The 20,216-nt window shown below is 61.4% G+C and carries 13 protein-coding genes; 4 read left to right on the forward strand and 9 right to left on the reverse strand.

The features are described from left to right. Position 1 precedes the first annotated feature (1 nt). Positions 2 to 463 carry a GNAT family N-acetyltransferase gene (locus LNV07_RS16875; protein ID WP_263572329.1) on the forward strand — a complete coding sequence of 154 codons (462 nt, stop codon included), beginning with the start codon at positions 2 to 4 and terminating at the stop codon, positions 461 to 463. Positions 464 to 810: 347 nt separating this feature from the next. Here LNV07_RS16875 and LNV07_RS16880 read toward each other — a convergent pair whose 3' ends face one another. The 9 genes from LNV07_RS16880 to LNV07_RS16920 all read right to left on the reverse strand — a co-directional run bounded on the left by LNV07_RS16880 (position 811) and on the right by LNV07_RS16920 (position 16,948). Next, a complete protein-coding gene (locus LNV07_RS16880) occupies positions 811 to 2,598 on the reverse strand; it encodes a sensor histidine kinase (RefSeq protein ID WP_263572330.1) in 1,788 nt (595 codons plus the stop codon). A 215-nt stretch (positions 2,599 to 2,813) separates the two neighbouring features. After that, positions 2,814 to 6,104, reverse strand: coding sequence for a fused isobutyryl-CoA mutase/GTPase IcmF (gene icmF, locus LNV07_RS16885; protein ID WP_263572331.1), 3,291 nt, complete (start codon positions 6,102 to 6,104; stop codon positions 2,814 to 2,816). A gap of 215 nt (positions 6,105 to 6,319) precedes the next feature. Then, complete coding sequence (locus LNV07_RS16890) at positions 6,320 to 6,742, reverse strand: hypothetical protein (RefSeq protein WP_263572332.1); 423 nt, start codon at positions 6,740 to 6,742, stop codon at positions 6,320 to 6,322. 13 nt (positions 6,743 to 6,755) lie between these two features. After that, complete coding sequence (locus tag LNV07_RS16895) at positions 6,756 to 11,279, reverse strand: RHS repeat-associated core domain-containing protein (RefSeq protein WP_263572333.1); 4,524 nt, start codon at positions 11,277 to 11,279, stop codon at positions 6,756 to 6,758. A gap of 342 nt (positions 11,280 to 11,621) precedes the next feature. Continuing rightward, a complete protein-coding gene (locus LNV07_RS16900) occupies positions 11,622 to 12,401 on the reverse strand; it encodes a hypothetical protein (protein WP_263572334.1) in 780 nt (259 codons plus the stop codon). Positions 12,402 to 12,670: 269 nt separating this feature from the next. Then, positions 12,671 to 13,894: an HD-GYP domain-containing protein gene (locus LNV07_RS16905; RefSeq protein ID WP_263572335.1), complete on the reverse strand. Its 1,224-nt coding sequence runs from the start codon at positions 13,892 to 13,894 to the stop codon at positions 12,671 to 12,673. A gap of 142 nt (positions 13,895 to 14,036) precedes the next feature. Beyond that, positions 14,037 to 15,659, reverse strand: coding sequence for a GDYXXLXY domain-containing protein (locus LNV07_RS16910; protein ID WP_263572336.1), 1,623 nt, complete (start codon positions 15,657 to 15,659; stop codon positions 14,037 to 14,039). After that, complete coding sequence (locus LNV07_RS16915) at positions 15,656 to 16,657, reverse strand: DUF2157 domain-containing protein (RefSeq protein ID WP_263572337.1); 1,002 nt, start codon at positions 16,655 to 16,657, stop codon at positions 15,656 to 15,658. The genes LNV07_RS16910 and LNV07_RS16915 overlap by 4 nt, the downstream gene beginning before the upstream one ends. Before the next feature lie 75 nt (positions 16,658 to 16,732). After that, the gene (locus LNV07_RS16920; protein WP_263572338.1) at positions 16,733 to 16,948 is read right to left on the reverse strand and encodes a YgdI/YgdR family lipoprotein; all 216 of its coding nucleotides are present in this window, start codon (positions 16,946 to 16,948) and stop codon (positions 16,733 to 16,735) included. Positions 16,949 to 17,188: 240 nt separating this feature from the next. On the opposite strand from LNV07_RS16920, the gene LNV07_RS16925 reads away from it, so the two are divergent. The 3 genes from LNV07_RS16925 (at position 17,189) to ntrB (ending at position 20,215) form a co-directional block, all read left to right on the forward strand. Next, a complete protein-coding gene (locus tag LNV07_RS16925; RefSeq protein WP_263572339.1) occupies positions 17,189 to 17,821 on the forward strand; it encodes an ANTAR domain-containing response regulator in 633 nt (210 codons plus the stop codon). A 257-nt stretch (positions 17,822 to 18,078) separates the two neighbouring features. Beyond that, positions 18,079 to 19,317 carry a CmpA/NrtA family ABC transporter substrate-binding protein gene (locus LNV07_RS16930; protein WP_263572340.1) on the forward strand — a complete coding sequence of 413 codons (1,239 nt, stop codon included), beginning with the start codon at positions 18,079 to 18,081 and terminating at the stop codon, positions 19,315 to 19,317. Positions 19,318 to 19,330: 13 nt separating this feature from the next. Then, positions 19,331 to 20,215 (forward strand): nitrate ABC transporter permease, encoded by an 885-nt coding sequence (gene ntrB / locus LNV07_RS16935; protein ID WP_263572341.1) that lies wholly within the window; start codon positions 19,331 to 19,333, stop codon positions 20,213 to 20,215. Position 20,216: the final 1 nt, after the last annotated feature.

Below are 20,216 nucleotides of genomic sequence, written 5' to 3' on the forward strand. Positions count from 1 at the left end.
GATGAGCCAAGCGCAAGCAAATCCGCTGATCCGTCCGGCCACGCCGGCCGACGCAGCAAGACTGGCGATGCTGTGTGCGGAGCATGCCGAATACGAAGGCCTGCCGCCGACCTCCGACGCCGGCCTGCTTGAGCGCTTGGCCCAAGCCTTGATTGATGAACGCCTGCATATTTGGCTGGCGCTGGAGGCCGAGCAACTGCTCGCTTATGCCAGCGCCACGCTGGACTTTTCAACCCTGTCGGCGCGGCCGTTCTTGCATATGGACTGCTTGTATCTGCGACCACAGGCGCGCGGTCATGGTCTCGGTGCACGCTTGATGCAGGAGTTAGCAATTTTTGCTCGAGCGCGCGGCTGCCACGGCATGCAGTGGCAGACACCGCCGTGGAACGCGCCGGCGCTGCGTTTCTATGCGCGCCAGGGCGCGCTGGCGCTGGAAAAGACGCGCTTCAGCCTGGCGCTTTGAGTCCTTGAAGCAAGGCCGGATTTGGGAAAATAAGGTGGGTGCCGAAGGGCCAGACTGCCTCGCTCATTTTCGAAATGCCGCATGGCTAGGAGTCTATCGGGCTTGGGAGTCGGCGGCTGCGAACCGACCGCAGCCGTCCATTTGTCACCGTCTTTTTGCCCCATAGGCGAGCTATGGGGCTGCAAATCCGGCGCCAACTGTCCTGGCTGGGGCCGATCTCGCTATCGCCGCCCCAAGTCCGAGAGGCTCCTAGCGAGAAGGTGAAAAAAAGGTTCGACACAGGCCGTCTAATTTTTAAGTTGGCAGCCGCAAGCTTGATTTGGCGGATACCGCCGCGTTCCCGCCGCTCAATGAATGATGTCGTCGGCCGCCAGTTTGATCACAATGGCCGCTGGCGCTTCGGCCTCGAAGTCGACCGTGAACACGGCCTGCGGGCCCGCGCCCACATAAAGGGCTCCGCCCATTTGCTTGGCCAAATCGGCCACCAACTGCAGACCCAGGGATTGTTGGCGTCGGCTTTCAAAGTCTGCCGCCAAACCGATGCCGGTGTCGCTCAGCCGTAGCCGCCATTTTTTGGCGGCGGCATCCAGGCAGTGCAACTCCATGCAAATTTCACCGCTGCGACCATCGGGAAAGCCGTGCTTCAAACAGTTCGAAATCAACTCGCTGATCAGCATGCCACAGGGCGTGGCCTGATCCAGGCCGACCTGCAAAGAACCCAGCGCCAAGCGCAGTTGCACCGAACCCGGGACCGCGAGCATCGCGGCCAATGATTGATCCGCCAGTTGGGCGATGTAGGTGCCCAGGTCGATGGAGGAAAAACTGCCCTTGCGGTAGATGGTTTCGTGCAGCAGCGCGATCGAACGGACGCGAACCTGCATGTCCTTGAGGACGGCCTTGGTCTGCGCATGCTCGTTGCGCCTGCCCTCCATGCGCAGCAGGCTGTTGATGACTTGCAGATTGTTTTTGACGCGGTGGTGGACTTCCAGCAGCAGGGCAGTTTTTTCCCGCAGAGAACTCTGCAAGGCGACTTCGGTTTGTTTTTGCGCCGTGATGTCCCAGTTGGTGCCAATCATGCGCAAGGGAACACCATCGCCGTCTCGCTGCACGATGGCGAGGGCGCGAATATTGCGCACCTCTGCGTTCGGCCATTGCACGCGGAATTCGGTATCGAACTCCTTGTGGCCGGCCAAGGCCAGCTGGATTTCCTGCTCGCCTCGTGCTTGATCATCCGGATGAAAACCGTTTCGCCAGGTTTTGTAGGCGTCGCCATTGCGATTCGCTGCGATGCCATATAGGCCATACATGGCGGCATCCCAAACCAGTTCATTGGTGGCCACGTCGTAGTCCCAGATGCCGACCCCGCCGGCGCGAGTGGCCAGGGCCAGGCGATCACTGATTTGCCGCTGCGCTACTTCGGCCCGCTCATGCTGAGCGAGCAGTCCGGAAAGTTCGGCTCGCATGGTGTCCAGGCCAAGCGCGAGTTGGCCCATCTCATCGGCGCGCTGCGGCGTGGCAGGCCGGTCGAGCGCGCCGCTGGCCCAGCGTGAAACATCGTTTTGCAGCTCACGCAAAGGGCGCAGCAGCCGGCGATTGATCAGCAGCCAGATCAGCGATAGCGAGATCAGCACCTGCGCCGTCAAGGCGAACCCTTGTTTGAGCATCTGTGTGCGCAGTTCTTGCCGAATACGGGCGGTCGACAACTCGATGATCACGCTGCCTATGAGCTCGCCCTTGTACTTGATCGCTCGCTCCTCGCGAAAGAGTTCGGCTCCGGCGGGTACTGGGCGCTGGTTCTGTGTGAACGTGCGTTTATATCCGTCTAAAACGGTGACGTTCATCACGTCCGGATTGCTCATGACGGCGGCGGCCAGTTCGGCTGCAGATTCGCGATCGAGCACCCAAACCGGTTCGGCCATACCGCGCTCCAGCACATTGGCATGGGTATGCAAGGGCCCTCGCGCATACAGCTCGATGTTGCGCTCGAACTCTGCGATGAACTCAAAATAGCCCAGCAACAGCGCCGGCAACAAGATGCCCAGCCCCGCACCAAAGAACAGCGTTTGGCGCAGCGACATGGTCGCCCAGCGCTGCCACCATCGCCTCTGCCGGCCTTGAATTGCCTCTGCGTTCATGGGCCCAGCACAGAGCTGGTGGGGGCGAGGAATCGCGGCGCAGCGGCGGCGCTGTTTAGACTCGCCAAGAAGGTGCTTGCCATACGAACAGTGGCGACGCTCATGTCCCGAAGTGCTCCCTTGTTACAGGTAGCAGCGTACACCACCCGCCAAGAGCCGACTTGACGCGCTCGAAGGAAGCCTTGGCTTGGAGCCGGCTGGCGGGAGTTGCCGGCCTACATGCTGCGCCGATACTGCCCACCGACCTCGAACAGCGCCGAGGTGATCTGGCCGAGCGAGCAGACCCGCACCGCGTCCATCAAGACCTCGAAGACGTTCTTGTTCTCGATCACCGCCTGCTGCAGGCGCGCCAGCATGGCACCGGATTGGGTGATGTGGGCGGCGTGGAAATCGCGCAGACGGTGCAACTGCGACTGCTTCTCCTCGTCGGTGGAGCGCGCCAGCTCGATGCTCTCGGGCGCGTGGTCGCCGTGCGGATTGCGGAAGGTGTTGACGCCGATGATGGGGTACTCGCCGGTGTGCTTGAGCATTTCGTAATGCATGCTCTCTTCCTGGATCTTGCTGCGCTGATAGCCGGTTTCCATCGCGCCCAGCACGCCGCCGCGCTCGGCGATTTTCTCGAACTCGCTCAGCACCGCTTCTTCCACCAACTCGGTCAGCTCATCGATGATGAAAGCGCCTTGTGAGGGATTCTCGTTCTTGGCCAGACCCCATTCGCGGTTGATGATCAATTGAATCGCCATCGCGCGCCGCACCGATTCTTCGGTCGGCGTGGTGATGGCCTCATCGAAGGCATTGGTGTGCAGGCTGTTGCAGTTGTCATAGACGGCAATCAGCGCTTGCAGCGTGGTGCGGATGTCGTTGAACTGGATCTCCTGCGCATGCAGGCTGCGGCCCGAGGTCTGGATGTGATATTTGAGTTTTTGGCTGCGCTCGTTGGCACCGTATTTGTCGCGCATCGCCACCGCCCAGATGCGCCTTGCCACCCGGCCCAGCACCGTGTACTCGGGGTCCATGCCGTTAGAGAAGAAGAAGCTCAGATTCGGCGCAAAGTCATCGATGTGCATGCCGCGCGCCAGGTAGGCTTCAACAAAGGTGAAGCCGTTGGACAGCGTCAGCGCCAGTTGCGAGAGCGGGTTGGCGCCGGCCTCGGCGATGTGATAACCGCTGATCGAGACGGAGTAGAAATTGCGCACATTGTGGTGCACAAAGAACTCGGCGATGTCGCCCATCACCTTGAGCGAGAACTCGGTCGAGAAGATGCAGGTGTTCTGTCCCTGGTCTTCTTTCAGGATGTCGGCCTGCACGGTGCCGCGCACATTCGCCAAGACCCAGTCCTTGATCTTGGTGGCCTCGTCGGCGGTCGGGTCGCGCTGGTTGTCTGCCTTGAACTTGGCGATGTTCTGGTCGATTGCGGTGTTCATGAACATCGCCAGAATCGTCGGCGCCGGGCCATTGATCGTCATCGACACCGAGGTGGTCGGGCTGCACAGATCAAACCCGTCGTACAGCACCTTCATATCGTCCAGCGTCGCAATGCTAACGCCGGAGTTACCGACCTTGCCGTAGATGTCCGGGCGTGGCGCGGGGTCGGCGCCGTAAAGCGTGACCGAGTCAAAGGCGGTGGACAAACGCTTGGCCGGCATGCCTGCGCTGACCAGCTTGAAGCGGCGGTTGGTGCGGAAGGCATCGCCCTCGCCGGCGAACATGCGGGTCGGGTCCTCGCCCTCGCGCTTGAAGGCGAACACGCCGGCGGTGTAGGGGAAGCTGCCTGGCACGTTCTCCAGCAGCAGCCATTTCAGCAGCTCGCCATGGTCCTCGTAATGCGGCAACACCACCTTGCGGATTTTGGTGCCCGACAAGCTGCTCGACACCAGTTGGGTACGCAACTCCTTGTCGCGGATCTTCACCACATACTCGTCGCCGGCATAGGCTTTTTGCATGTCCGGCCATTGGTTCAAGAGCTTGCGGGCTGCGCCGTCCATCTGCGCTTCGCGCGCCGTTGCCAGCTCGGCCAAGGCCTCGCGGGCGCGGTGCTTGTCCGGGTTGTTTTCCAGCAGCATGCGTGAGCTGCCCCAGAGCTGCTGGATCTCGCGCGCCAGCGTGGCTTGGGCGCGCGAGCGCTTTTTGTAGGCGCGCACGGTGTCGCTGATCTCGGCCAAATAGCGCACGCGCGCGGCCGGCACGACCGGGGTCTGGTGGGTGCTGTGGCGGGTATTGACCAGCGGCAGCCGGCCTTCGCTCAAGTTCAGGCCCAGCTCGGCGAGGCGGGTTTTGAGGGCTTGGTAGAGCGCCGTCACGCCGTCATCATTGAAACGACTGGCCATGGTGCCGAAGACCGGCATCTGATCGGGCGCCGTGGTCCAGGCTTCCTTGTTGCGTTGCACCTGCTTGGCCACATCGCGGATCGCGTCGAGCGCGCCCTTGCGGTCGAATTTGTTGATCGCGACGAACTCGGCGAAGTCCAGCATGTCGATCTTCTCGAGCTGGCTGGCGGCGCCGAACTCGGGCGTCATCACATACATCGGCACATCGACATGCGGCACGATCGCCGCGTCGCCCTGGCCAATGCCCGAGGTCTCGACGATGATCAGATCGAAGCCGGCCACCTTGGCGGCGGCAATCGCGTCTGGCAGGGCGGGGGAGATTTCGCTGCCGAAGTCGCGGGTGGCCAAGGAACGCATGAAGACTCGCTGACCTTGGCTCCAGGGACCGATCGCGTTCATGCGGATGCGGTCGCCCAAGAGTGCGCCGCCGCTCTTGCGGCGCGACGGGTCGATCGAGATCACGGCGACGCGCAGACCATCGTTCTGATCCAGGCGCAGGCGGCGGATCAGCTCATCGGTCAGGCTGGATTTGCCGGCGCCGCCGGTGCCGGTGATGCCCAGCACGGGCACCTTGATGCTCTTGGCGGCGGCTTGCAGCTCGGCCACCAATGCTGCGTCGGCCTTGTCGTTCTCCAATGCCGTGATCAGTTGGGCCAGCGAGCGCCAGGCGGCTTCGCCATGGCCTTGCAGGCTGCTCAGTGTCTTCGGTGCATAGACGCTGAAGTCCTGATCGGCCTTCATCACCATCTCGCCGATCATGCCGGCCAAGCCCATGCGCTGGCCGTCTTCGGGGCTGAAGATGCGCACGCCATGTTCGGCCAGATCGCGGATCTCGGCCGGCACGATCACGCCGCCGCCGCCGCCGAAGACCTGGATATGGGCGCCGCCGCGGCTTTGAAGCAGCTCCACCATGTATTTGAAATATTCGACATGGCCGCCCTGGTAGCTGCTGATCGCGATGCCTTGCGCATCTTCCTGCAGTGCGGCGGTGACGACCTCATCAACCGAGCGGTTGTGACCGAGGTGGATCACCTCGACACCCATGCCTTGCAGAATGCGCCGCATGATGTTGATGGCGGCATCATGGCCGTCAAACAGGCTGGCGGCCGTCACAAAGCGCACCTTGTTGGACGGGCGATAGTTGGCGAGGGCCTTGTATTCGGCGGACAAATCGGTCATGGCGTAGCTCCAGGGGACAGGCTTTGACCTGCCAGTATCTATCAGCAAAGATCCGGCGATTCTAGAGGATGATTGACGTTTACGTAAACGTCAATTGAAGGCAAGGCATTGCACCCAATGGAATCGGGCGCTTTGCCAATCTTGTCGATTGAATGCACTCGGCCCGCAGGTTGCCTATGGTTGGGATTCGGCGCGCCGCTGGGCATGCCCGGTGGCTATTTCGAGGCTAGCAAAGCGCTCAAGGTTGGCCGTTGCCAATCCGGAACGACGTAAACGATGGAGTTTTTTTCGTCAAGTATGAACTCGCATCCTGGTGATATTCCAAGGGTGATGCGTTCGACCGGATGATGCGCAGCGATCAGCGCAATTCGGTTGTTGAAGCCCGGCAATTTGGGTGGCGGGGCGGACCGAGAGGGCGGCACCCAAGGCCTGAGGTTCGAAAGAATATCCGAGATTTGTTTGATTGACGATTGGGGTAGTTCAAACTCGGTGGAGTCGACCGGCCGATAAAACAGGGCCGTGATCGTGATGGCTTGACCATCTTGCTTCTTCAGGAACGACGGCATTATCTCATTGGCCGAAAGCTTGCTGATTGCCAAGCCCATCAGCAGCGCAATGGAAATTTTTACAAACCTCACCAGATGCCCTTTTTCAAATCTTTGGCCACGCGGGAGGAGCGTCGTTGACTTTGCACTCGCAAGCAGTATAAATTGCGTCAACATATTTCTTGCCGGGCTTGCAGGGCGAATTTGGAACGATGTCCAGAGACAGGGCGGAATATTTTTTTATGCAACCCTCGCGTGAAGCGTTGGGGTCGTAAAAATCGCCGCCTTTTTCGCAATCCCCAGAAAGGCTGTTGGCTCTGACTTCGCTGCAGGCCCAATCTTTGCATTTCGAGAAGCTGGCCTTCAGACATTTGTCCAGCGCATGAATGAGTTCGTGCCTTACGCTAGTTTCAATATTCGACTTGACGTTGTAGCAGACTGCAATACTGTTCTTGCTGCTGTCATAGTACGCGGAGTAGTTGCAGCATTCGCAGCTGAAAGCAGGGGTTTTGCATTTGGCTTTCTCCATTTTAGTGAGAATATCTGAGTTCTTTTCTTGAAGAACTTTGAGCTTTTCTTCGCAGTCGAGTTTTTCTTTCGGGCAATTGCCGCTTGGGTCGGAGTACCTTGTCGGGCGGCTCTTTACGTAGGCATAAAGATTCATTCCCGCAACATAGCCGAGCGGATCTCGTTGAATGAATCTTCCTTTGTATGGGTCTAGGTATCGCGCCCTATAGAAATACAAGCCGGACTCTTCGTCGTAGTTGCGCGCGGTGAAAAGATGAGTATTGCCGATCAAGCTGTGCGCCACACCCGATGGGTTAGTTGGCAAGGGCAGGCCGGCACCGCTCATGATGAGGGGCAGCCCATAAGCATCGTATGAGTAGCGCTCCACCGGCAATGCTGCGGCGTCGCTGATCGCTGCGATCGAGCCCAGTGCGTTCTGGTGGTAGTAATAGCTTTGCCCGGCGCGATCCATCGTCAACAACTCGTCGACCGTATTGCCGTAGACATAGCTGGCCAGCGTAGATCCGACGCTGTCTTGCTCCTCGATGATGCGGGCGCCGTCATGGAAGTAGAGCGTCAAAGTCGGCACAGCTGCCGGGTTGGCGGTCTTTTTTACCCGACGCGACAGGGCATCGTATTGATATTGACCGACCAGCACCGAGTCTGCTCGCCGGGTCACACCGGTCAACCGGTTCTCCTCGTCATAGGCATAGCGATATTGCGTGTCTTCGCTCAGGTTGCCGTTGTTGTCGTAGGCCAAGGGCGGGCCGCCATTGATGCTGGTGAGTTCGTTGACGGCGTTGTGCGTACGCGTTTCGGTGATCGCGTCCTTGGTCTTGATGCGCCAGTTATCGACCGGATCCAGCGTGTACTGCGTCTGCGTGGTGGGTACGGGCACCGTGGCTCCAAGCAGTGCGCCTACTTTGAAGTCAATCAGGCGATAGTTGCTGTCGTATTGGTAGGCCTCGGAGCGGCTCTGTGCATTCGATGCATCCGCGCGTTTTTCCTCAAAGCGCTTGTTGCCTTCCTTGTCATAGGCATGGCCGAAGCCCACAAGGCGCGTGACGCCTTGGCTATGCTCTACCCCGCTCAGCCAGTTGTTGGCGTCATAGCTATAGGTGGCCTGACTTCCGTTGCGGTAGCTGCGCTGAAGCACCCGATCGCCTGCGTCATAGCTGTACTGCACCAGATTGGGCGAGGCGTCATCGATTTGGCTCAGGCGGCTGCGCAGATCCATGTTTTCGACGATCTGGCGACCACCCGGATAGCCGACCACGCGAATTCGTGCCGGCACGTTGTAGCTGTAGTTGACGGTCGCTCCGTTTTGCTGGGTCTGCGTGACGCGATCGGCACCGTCGTAGCTGAAGGTCACCAGCCAGCCGCCCCGCTCGGCCGAGAGCATGCGCCCCGACAGGTCGTAGGCCAAATGATCCGCAGGGCTGAGCGGATAACTGCGTTGGGTCAAGAAGTACAAATCGTTGTAGCTGTAGTGGGTTGTCTGGCCGTTTTGATCGGTGCGGCTCAGCAGGTTGCCGACGGCGTCATAGCCATAACTGCGCGACAGGCCGTTGGCAAAGGTTTCGGTCAGGGGGCGATTCACGCCGTCATAGGCATAGCGGGTGGCGTGCCCGTTCGCATCGGTCAGTTTGGTGAGATTGCCGACCGCGTCGTATTGATATTGCGTAGTCTGACCCAAGGCGTCGGTTTGTGTGATGCGGCGATTGACCGAATCGAAGGTCTGGCCGCTGACCTTGCCGTTGCGATCGCTTGTGGACAGCAAGTTGCCCACCGCGTCATATGCATAGACGGTCGCGTTGCCGAGCGCGTCGGTGACCTGCGTCAAACGGTAGGCCGCATCGTAGGCATAACGGTTGAAATTGCCGTTCCCGTCGGCACGCGTCAATCGATGACCCTCGGCGTCATAGCTGAGGCTGAGCACAAGTCCCTCGCTGTCTTGGACTTGCACCGGGCGATTGAGCGCGTCGTAGCTGGTATTTGTGATGTTGGTGGTGGGCGCGGTGCTGCTGACGATGTTGCCGACCGGGTCGAAAACATTGCTGGTGGTTTCGCCGGCCGCATTGCTGCTGGTCAGCATGCGGTTGAGCGGGTCGTAGCCATAGCTGCTGGTATTGCCATTGGGCTCGGTGCTGCTGATTGGATTCCCTTCCGGGTCGTATGCGGTGCTGCTTACGGCATCGTCGCCGTCGACGGAATCGGCCGTATCGATCTGCTTGTTGATCTGCTTGATTCGGCGATCCAGGCCGTCGTATTTGTAATAGATGACCCTGCCGTTGCCGTCGGTCTGTCGAGTTACAAGGCGGGAGCCCCGGGTCGGGCCGCTGCAGTCTGGGCAAGGGCCGGTGCTGTCATAGGCCAAGCGGGTCACGCTGCCGACCGCATCGGTCCGCGTGATCATTCGGTTCAAGGCGTCATAGCTGTAGCTGCTGCTGCGACCATTTGCATCGGTCTCGCTCAAGGTGTTCCCGGCCAAGTCGTAGCCGACAGTTGTCAAGTTCCCCAGTGCATCAATGCTCTTGTTCCGGCGGTTCTGCAGGTCGTAAGCGAAGCTGCTGCTGTGACCGTTCTTGTCGATGCTGGAAACGAGGTTGTCGTTGTCATCAAAGCCCTGTTTAACGGTGTTGCCGAGTGCGTCGGTGACCTGGGTCAGTCGGCCGCGTTGGTCGTACTGATAGATGCTTGCGTTGCCATTGCGGTCGACGATGCGGCTACGGTTGCCTTGCGCATCGTACTCAAAGCTCGAGACCGCCCCCGACGCATCGGTCTGCTTGCGCAGACGATCGAGGGCATCGTAGGCGTAGCTTGTGCTGCGGCCGTTGGCGTCGGTACGCATCAGCAGATTGCCGGCCGCGTCGTAGCTCATCGCGGTGACGTTGCCGAGCGCATCAATAGACTTGATGCGGTTGCCTTGAACATCGTAAACATGGCTTGTCGTGTGACCGTTCTTGTCGGTCTCTGTCAGGACGTTGCCGTGCAGGTCATAAGTCCACCGGCGTGTGAAGAGCAGCGGATCGGTTTCCTGGACGCGGTTGCCTCGGGCGTCATAGGCATAGTTGCTGACGCGGCCATTGGCATCGGTGCTGCTGATCAGTTGATTGAACACCGCCTCATAGCTATAGCGCGTCACATTGCCCATGGCGTCGGTGCGCTGGACAAGATTGCCTTGGCCGTCGTACTGATAGCTGCTGACCCGCCCGTTCGGATCGGTCTGTGTTGCCGGCATCAGCGTGCCGGGGTCGTAGGTGGTGGACCAGCTGGCGCCGTCCGGGGCGGTTCTCCGCACAACGTAGCCGTTGGCGTCGTATTGATAGCGCCAGACATTGCCCCGCCCGTCCTTCAGGCTCGTCGTGTTTGGCAGGTACTGCCGCACCATGTTCTGAGCCAGAGCCGTGTCGCTGGTCGCCCAGTTGCCTGGGTTGGACATCGAGAACAATGCACGGCCTGCTCCATCGGTCACCCCCACCGGCGAGTCATTGTTGTAGGCGTATCTGTAGGTGCGACCGTCCTTGTCGGTCTTGCTTGTCAGTTGAAAAAGGAAGTTATAGCTGTATTGCATCGCGCGACCCAGTGGGTCGGTGATCTTCAATAGCTGTGCGCCGCTGCTGTCGTAGGTGAAGCCGGTGCTGCGACCCAGCGAGTCCGTCACGGCGCGCAGCTTCTTGTTGCTGTAGTAGCTGAGCGAGAAGCCGCGCCCATAGTTGTCAACAATGCTGCGCAGTTGCCCTCCCGAGTAGCTCAGATTGACGATATTGTTGTTGCGGTCGGTGATGCTCGTCAGTTGGAAAACCGGCGTTCCCTGCATGAACGGTGTGGCCGGGATGACCGCAAAACGATAGGCGGTTTGATCCTTTTTTGTGAGCGTGAAAGAACCGTCCGGGTTGCGCACCAGGGTTTCAAAATAGCCGGCTGCGGCGCGGAAGGTTCCGCCGGAACCTGGCGCGTAGCGCGTGATCCGGCCATCGCCGTCGAGGCGAAACATATGGCCTCGGACGCTGTAGAGCAGGGTGGAGTAGTTGTGTGTCCAGCCAAACCCAAGACCGACGTCGATGCGCGCCCGCGAGGTATCGGCGTTGTAGCTGTTGTAGTTGAGGGCGAATTGGGGCAAGGAACCGCTCGCGCTGCCCAGGCTCGCCCCGTGGTAGGTTTCAGTCAGGTTGCCTTCGGTTCGACTGAGGTAGCAGGCGCCCATCGGGCAAGACTCGGTGGTGGCGCAATAGTCTCGGGGCGCACCAGGGCTGCTCGTTTCGCAACTTCTGCACCCGCTGCCGCCGCAGCGCGACGGTGGGTCGGCGCCAAAGTACTTGGCTTGCACCGGGGCGGCTATGACTATCAGCAACACAGTCAAGCCGCGAAACCATCGGCGAAGGTACTCACGAATATGGCTCATCTGTGCCTCCTGCAAAATCTTTCACGGCCGGTTCAGGCGCGCGGTAGTCAAGCCCTGAATTCAGATTGGGCAATGAGAATTCCGCGCGGACCTAGCCCGACTCAGCCCCATTGCCAAACCGCCGAACAAGACCAGCATCAAGCTTCCGGGCTCGGGGAGGTTCTTGGCATTCGACTCGGAATCTGCTTCGATGAAAACCCAATACGGGGTGTCATAAAAGAGGCTGGCCGTGCCGCTCAAGGTCGAAGTCAGGGTCCGCGAAAAACTCGAGTTCGGGCCGATGCTGTAGATCGAATCGAAGAACAGCAAGGGATTGGCAAAGGCGTCGAGCGACAGGCTCGCGACGAGCTCGTTGCGAACGACAGCGGCAATATCGTCGGTCCAACCGTCCTGCGAGGCGATCAAGTCCAACTCGAAGCTGACATCCACGGCCCCGGTGCCACCGGTGATCATGAAGCTGGTGAAGAGGGCGCCCGCCGAGCTTGAATCCGCCTGATTGTGTTTGCCCGGGAGTTCGACGGCGCTGCCAGCGATGGCGCCGGGGTTGGTGGCATCCGCGCTGCTGTGGCCGGTGGCCCATGTCACTGCAGCGTTGGCTTGCGCGGCATTGGATGGACCGTCGAACTGGCCGCTGCTCTCGCCCAGGCTATTGTTTGTGGTCGCGCTGGCCTGGGCGGACCAAGGATCAATGAGCAACTGACCCGCCGCCGCATTGATGCGGATATTTGATATCGCCAGCGAGCCGTGAGTGACCACGGCTGCGAGCGAAACTTCGACCGCCAATAGCGCTGCAACGAACAGGCAAAGGCGCACAACAGAGTCTTGAGTCTTCAATCGCATGATGGCCCCCAGCGCTTGTTTGCGGCAAATACCGCCAAAGGAAACCATGGCGAGCGCTCAAATGATCGACTGGGGCGAGGGCGCGCGATTGCGAAATCTCAACGCCGCCGAAGGTTGCGCAGCGCAGGGCAGGGCTCAGCTAATGGGCCGGGCCAGCCACCAAGGCCAGACGCCGCGCCGCTACGGCGTGAACCGAAGAGCAGCCGAATTGAAACCTGCGGCCCGGGTTGAACAAGGAGCCAAGCGCGGTGAGCGCCATGAGCAACAAGCTATTTGGCGTTGGGCTGCTGCCAGATATCTTCCAGATAGGTGAAGCCCCAGTCCGACGGGGTTTCGCGGCTGAGGACCTTGTCGCGCGTGCCGGGGTGGGAGAGGTCGAGGGTCAGCACCGGGATCGGCATGCTGGAGCGGGTCGAATAGAACACCCGCACCACCGGCGCGGCGAGGCTGGCAGGGTTCAACTCGGTCACGACGGCCAGTCGCCCCGACTCCAGTTTGACCAGGCTGCCGACCGGATAGATGCCGACGCTTTTCACAAAGGCCTTGAACACGACCGGGTCGAAATGGTCGCCCGCCCATTGCGCCATGCGCTGAATCGAGCCGGCCGGGTCCCAGGCCGATTTATAGGGGCGCGTGGAGGTGATCGCGTCATAGACATCGCATACCGCACCCATGCGCGCCAGCAGGCTGATCTGCTCGCCCTTGAGCTTTTGCGGGTAGCCGCTGCCGTCCATTTTTTCGTGATGATGCAGGCAGACATCCAAGGCCGCGGCAGGCACCGCCTTGCCTTCTTTGAGCATCTGATAGCCGCGCAGCGGATGCGAGCGAATGACGTTGAATTCGGCGTCGGTCAGCTTGCCGGGCTTGTTCAGCACATCCATCGGCATCGCCATCTTGCCAATGTCATGCAGCAGCCCGGCCAAGCCGGCTTCGCGGGTTTGCTCATCGCTCAGCCCCAGCTGTTTGGCCAGCGACACCATCAGCGCGCACACGGCCACCGAATGCATATAGGTGTAGTTGTCCTTGGTCTTCAGGCGCGCCAGGCTGATCAGCGCCGAAGGATTGCGCGACACCGAATTGCTGATTTCTTCGACGATGGGCAGGCATTGCTCGGCGTCCAGGGCGCGCCCCAAGCGGGCTTCGCCAAACATCGAGGTCACCGCCTCGCGCGAGCGGTTGACCAGCACATTGGCGCGGGCCATTTCGGCGGCCATGCTGATGGGCGAGCGCTCGTTCGGCGGCGCGGGCTTGGGGGCTGGCTCCGCAGGGCGGCTTTGGGGTGGGTCCGCAGCCGTGGCGGCGCTGCTCACATCCAGACCGCGGTCGAGATCAATCCAAAGCATCGGCACGCCGCTGCTCAGCAAGGCGTCCAGGTCGGCTTGCTCTTGCAGCAAGAACTTGGTTTTCCAGAAAGGATGGGCCAGCCAAGAGCCCTCCAGCGACTGGACAAACATGCCGATTCGGGCTTGTTGGGTGGCTATTTTCTTCAGCATCGGATAGAAACTGCCAGCAATCTCGCGTCAGGGTCGAGCCGGCATTTTCGCCTCAAGGCCTGCAGGCCGGTGGCCAAGACAGGGCGCTATTTCGAGGATATATCGGCAAAATGGCAGGCCAAAAATGAACCTGACCCCATTTTCAGGGCTGAATGGGCCGGAGCTTGGCGTCGGCCAGTCCGACCAGCAGGGCCTGGCCATCGGGGCGGACCCTGAACTCGCCGTATTTGGCCGCTTGCCAGCGCTTGCCATCGCCTTCGCGGAAGTACCAGGCATCGCTGACCAGGGTCCAGCCGCCGTTTCTTGGGCTCAGCGCGATCAGTTGCTCGTCGGCGGCCAAGGGCTTGCCTTGCTCGTGAACACGCCGCAACAAGGCGAGCCCGCGTGCGTCGACCCCGAGCACGACCAGCGTGCGTGCAGCGCCGAGCCGGTGCAATTGGGCCGCATTGACATCGGGGCCTAAGTCGTAATTCAAGCGCATAAAGTCGCCCTGCATCAGCGAGCGCGGGTCAATCGGCGCCAGCGCGACAAAGATCGGCCGCCCCTCGCTGATCAGGCGCTGCTTTTGCCAGATGCCGGCGTTGACGAGCAGCAAGGCCAGCAGGCCGCCGCCCAATAAGCAAGCGGCACCGGGCATGCGTTTGGGCCGAGGCGCGGGGCTGGCGCCGGCCGGCGTTTGGCCTTGGCGGCTTGCCGCGAGCCAGGCGATGGGCGCCAGCAAGGCCGCCGCGCCTGCCAAGACCCCGGCCTTGCTGCTCAAGGTCCAGCTGAGTTGATAGTAGGACGCCCCCAGCACCCAGACCGAGGCCATCGCGCTGGCCATGGCCAGCTCGCGGCGCCGCGTGGCGCTGCCCCAAGCCAGCAGCATCAAGAGGCCGCCCAAGCAGGGCAGCCAGGCGCAAAGACCCGCCAGTACCAGCGCCACGGCCAAGGGCAGCGGCCGGCGCAGATCCGGCCAGGCTTGCGCGGCCAGCGCGAAGCCACCGAGTGCAAAGACGACGGCGCCTGCCTGATAGGCCCATCGCAAGCTCGAGGGCAGGCTGGACTCTGGGCCGAAAAGGCCTTGTTCAAGGGCGGCGACACTGCCCAAGGCAGCGAGGCCGAGCACCAGCATCAAGAGCCAACCGGTCGCAAGCGCCTCCAGCAGCGCCGCCTTGGCCGCTTGCCTGCCATGCAGCAGAAAGCGTTGCTGCAAGAGCAGGGCAGCCAGGCCGATCACCATCCCCCCATGCAAGATCAGCCAATGCACACCCAGGCCCTTGCGCTCGTCCAAGCCCGTCGGCATCAGCGCCAGGCAGAAAAACAGTCCAGCAGCCGCACCCAGCAAGATGCGCAGCCAAGCCTTGTCAATTGCCAGCGCCAGCCCCAAGCAGCCGATCAGCATCCCAACCGAAGCAGCGGAATGGTGCAGGTCACGGTACAAGCCCAAGGATAAAGTCAGCGCGCCGCTCAGCAGCAGCGGCATGGCCAATTGCTCTAGGAACAAGGGCGCCGAGTTGGAACGCAAGATCACGGCGGCCGCCAACAGCACCAGAGCCCCGACCAGGTAGCTTGCACCTCCCGCCGTCAGCGACGGTCCCAAGAGCAGATAGATAAAGCTCAGCAGCGGCACGGCCGCCAGCCATGCGCCCAGCGCCGTCAGCAGCAATAGCGACCAGGGGCGCGCCTCGGCGGCAGAAAGGGTGGCCGATCCGGGCAGCAAGCCGGCGGTGATCGCGCGTTGCAGCAGTTGCGCCGGAGCGAGTGCTTGACTGCCTCGCTTCATCTTGATGTCTCTTGCGCGCTGGCATGCCGCCGGGCGATTCGCAACAGGCCGCTGACGCTGCCAGCCAGCAGCAGGGCGGCGACGGCGCCGACCAGCAGCAGCCTGAGCGGGTCATTGCCGAGCGAGCCATTGCCCGGACTCAGCCAATGCGCAAAGCCGACCACCAGCAAGCTGTTCAGGCCCAGCGCCAGCATGCTCAGCTGAGCCAGGTCAAAGCCGCCGGCGCTGCGCGCGACCAGCGCGACGGCCACCAGACCCATGATCAGGCCGAGCCAGTAATGCGGCATCACCTCGGCGTGAAACAAGCCGCTCAAGGCGACGGCGCTGACAAAGGTGGTGGCCAAGCCCATCGCCAAGCGCATTGTCAGCAGGCCGGCGCCGGTCTGCCGGCGACACAGCGGCCCGAGCAATAGCAGCATCAGACTCAGTGCGCCGAATGCCAGCGCGTGCACCAGCAGCTCCTCATATTCACCGGCCGGCAGCGCGCTCCAGCGCCCGCCCAAATGGGTTTGCGTCCACAGCGCAATCGCGGTTGTCGTGATGGCCGCCCAGGGCGCCCACAAGAGGTCTGAGCGGGCGCCAAAGCATAGCGGCAGGCCCAAGGCGGCCCAGAGCGCAAAGAGCTGCCAGGGGTCGGCGCCGGTTTGGTAGGTTTGACCAAAGAAGGCGAGCAAGCCGCCCAGGCTCAGCAGGCATAAAAAGGCCAGCGCCTGCCGGGCCTTGGGCCACAGCGCCGCACCCAGCGCGCTGCCGAGCAGCAGGGTTTGCAAGAGCGCAAAACGTCCGGCCCGCCCCAGCTCGGACCAGTTGGCCGCGACCCACATCACAAGCGCCAAGCCGGCCAAGCCGGCCGCCAACAAGGCCGTGCCGCGCAGCAGCTGTGCGCTCAAGTTGCGCGGCTGCTCGGTCAGGCCTGCCAAGCGCTGGAGCTGACGCGCCGCTTGTTCGTCCAAGCCATATTGGGCGCCGAGTTGAAAGAGCAGTAATCTTGTCTTCATGAGCGCCTTGAGGCGTGGCTGGGCGCAAATGATAAGGGCAGCCTTGGCTGCCCTTGCCGCGAACAACGGGGGCCCTTAGCGTTCCATGATCTGCACGACCTCGCCCTTCATGATGGTCATGCGTTTGCCTTCGGCGTCGCGGTACTCGTAGCTGCCGGTTTTTTCGTTGAAATCAGGTTTGCCGTCCGCCACGATCATGCGACCTTCTTTGGTGCTCATGATGTATTGGGTCGAGCTGCAGCCGGCCAGCGCTGCGAGCAGGGTCAAACAGATAGGGGCGCCGAATTTCATGTCTGTATCTCCTATTGAAAGTTGATTTTCAAGGCCGGTCGCCAGGCGCCGACGGCTGGCAGTATTCCATGGAGACGGGGTGTTAGCTCGCTGAATCAGGGGCCAAGGCCCATGGCGGGCTGCTTCAACTTAGGGGGGAGCTTGATCGCTTTTGTGGGTGGTTTTTGGGGCTTGGCCGACACCCGCTGTGTTTCGGCATGGAATTTGCGTCTGCCTGTTGATCAACCCATGCCCATGCCCATGCCCGCCATACCCAATTTCGAGCCATCAAGCCCCGCCCAGGGCTTGCGTGTGCTGCTGATCGATGACGGTGCACATCGCGTGCAGCTGATCCAGCAGGAACTGTCGCGCCAGGGCTGCGAGGTGGTCGGCGTGATCGAGCAGGGCGCCTTGATTCATGACTGTGTGCTGCGCCTCAAACCCGACGTGGTGATCGTCGACAGCGAGTCTCCGACGCGCGACACCCTCGAGAACCTGGCCACGCTGTCGCTGCAGATGCCTCGCCCGGTGGTGGTGTTCTCTGAAGACGGTGACCAGGCGACGATGCGCCGCGCCTTGCAGGCCGGCGTCAGCGCCTATGTGGTGGCGGGGCTGCAGCCGGAGCGCCTCGCTTCGGTGCTGCAAGTGGCCTGCCTGCGTTTCGAGCAAGACCTGGCCCTCAAGCGGGAGCTGACGCAGGCACAGGCGCAGCTGAGCGGGCGCAAGATCATCGAGCGGGCCAAGGGCATCTTGATGGCCGAGCTGAGCCTGGATGAAGACGCCGCCTACAAGCGCATGCGCCGCCTGGCGATGGACAGGGGCGCGCCCTTGCTGGATGTGGCGGAGCGCATCATTGATGCGCAGGCCTTGCTGCGCTGCACCAAACTGGGTTGATTCTTGAGCGGGCACGCCTTCAAAGCGTGCGCAAAGGGCCGCTGTGCAGCGATTTTCGGCTGGCACGAGTTCTGCTAACTAACTGCTGAGACCCACAACGGCGTGGGTCACTCAAGCAATAGATTTTCGACGGACAACGGCGTCCGACCTTGGCCGCGGCTTTCTTTGGAAGGCTGCGGCGGGTCGAGGCGCCGTTTTTGTTTTCCACATTGGAGATGTTGATGAGCAAGAGTCTTGAACTTCAAGGAGAAGGTTTGATGAGCGCAGATCGTCGCAAACTATTGACCGGTGCCGCCGCTGGCGCTGTATCTGGTCTCGCAGGTCTTGCCAGCAGCCTGCCAGGCGGCGCCTGGGCCGCCGGTTCCGACAAGCCCGAGAAGGAAGAGGTCCGCATCGGCTTCATCCCGCTAACGGATTGCGCCAGCGTGGTGATGGCCTCGGTCTTGGGCTTCGACAAGAAATATGGCGTGAAGATCATCCCGACCAAGGAGGCCTCCTGGGCCGGCGTGCGCGACAAGCTGGTCAACGGCGAACTCGATATGGCGCATGCGCTCTACGGGATGATTTACGGCGTGCATCTCGGCGTGTCCGGCCCCAAGAAAGACATGGCCGTGCTGATGACCTTGAACAACAACGGTCAGGCGATCACGCTGTCCAAGAAGCTGGCCGACAAGGGCGCGGTCGACGGCGCAACGCTGGCCAAGCTGATGACGAGTGACAAGCGGGAGTACACCTTTGCCCAGACCTTCCCGACCGGCACCCATGCGATGTGGTTGTACTACTGGATGGCCGCGCATGGCATCAACCCGCTCAAGGACGCCAAGGTCATCACCGTGCCGCCGCCGCAGATGGTGGCGAATATGCGGGTCGGCAATATGGACGGCTATTGCGTCGGCGAGCCCTGGAATCACCGCGCGATCGTCGACGGCATCGGCATCACAGCCATCACCTCGCAAGACATCTGGAAGGATCACCCCGAGAAGGTCTTGGCCAGCAGCGGTGACTTCGTCAAGCAGTACCCGAACACCGCCCGCGCCGTCATCATGGCGATCCTGGAGGCCGGCCGCTGGATCGACGCCGGCCTGCAAAACAAGCTCAAGATGGCCGACACCATCGCCGAGAAGGCCTATGTCAACACCGGCGTCGATGCGATCAATCAGCGCATCTTGGGCCGCTATCAAAACGGCTTGGGCAAGACCTGGGACGACCCCAATCATATGAAGTTCTTCAACGACGGGGCGGTCAATTTCCCCTATTTGAGCGACGGCATGTGGTTCCTGACCCAGCACAAGCGCTGGGGCTTGTTAAAGGACCACCCGGACTATCTGGCGGTCGCCAAGCAGATCAACCAGATCGATTTGTACAAAGAAGCGGCCGGCGCGCTCAAGGTCAATGTACCCAAGGACGTCATGCGTAGCAGCAAGCTGATTGACGGCGTGGTGTGGGACGGCATTGCGCCGGCTAAGTACGCCGACGCCTTCAAAGTCAAAGCCTGAGGAGCAAGCCATCATGGTCAGTGCAGTCTTCCATTCGCCGCGTGATGTCAGCATCGAGCTGATCAAGCCGCCTGTTGCTCCGCCTCAGAAGGCGCTTGCAAAACCGCCAACTACACGGATGCCAATAGATTGGCGCGGCGTCTGGCTGCGCGTGCTGCCGCCAGTACTGGGCTTGGCGCTGCTGGTTGGCATCTGGGCGCTGGCGACGCAGAAAGGCGGGCCCTTTCCAACGCCCACTGCGACCTTCGATGCCGCCGTCAAGCTGTTCGCCGACCCGTTGCGCAGCAACGGCCCGAACGATCAAGGCATAGGCTGGAACATCCTGGCCTCGCTGCAGCGGGTCGCGCTGGGCTTCGGCTTGGCGGCGCTGGTCGGCATCCCGCTGGGCTTCATCATCGGCCGCTTCGAGTTCGCCAGCCGGATGATCTCGCCCTTGATCAGCCTGCTCAAGCCGGTCTCGCCGCTGGCCTGGCTGCCGATCGGCTTGCTGGTGTTCAAGAGCGCCAACCCGGCCGCGATCTGGACCATTTTCATCTGCTCGATCTGGCCGATGGTGGTCAACACGGCGGTCGGCGTGCAGCGTGTGCCCGAGGATTATTTGAACGTGGCGCGGGTTTTGAAGCTCTCTGAATGGAAAGTTATCACCCGCATCCTCTTGCCGGCCGTGCTGCCCTACATCCTGACCGGCGTGCGGCTTTCGGTCGGCACCGCCTGGCTGGTGATCGTGGCGGCCGAGATGCTGACCGGCGGCGTCGGCATAGGCTTCTGGGTCTGGGACGAATGGAATAACCTCAATGTCGCCCACATCATCATCGCCATCTTCGTCATCGGCATCGTCGGCTTGGCGCTGGAATGGGTCTTGATGGCGCTGGCCAAACGCTTCTCTTTCGAGGACTGAT

Source organism: Roseateles oligotrophus, from assembly GCF_025717515.1.
In the GTDB taxonomy this organism is placed as follows: domain Bacteria; phylum Pseudomonadota; class Gammaproteobacteria; order Burkholderiales; family Burkholderiaceae_C; genus Paucibacter_A; species Paucibacter_A oligotrophus.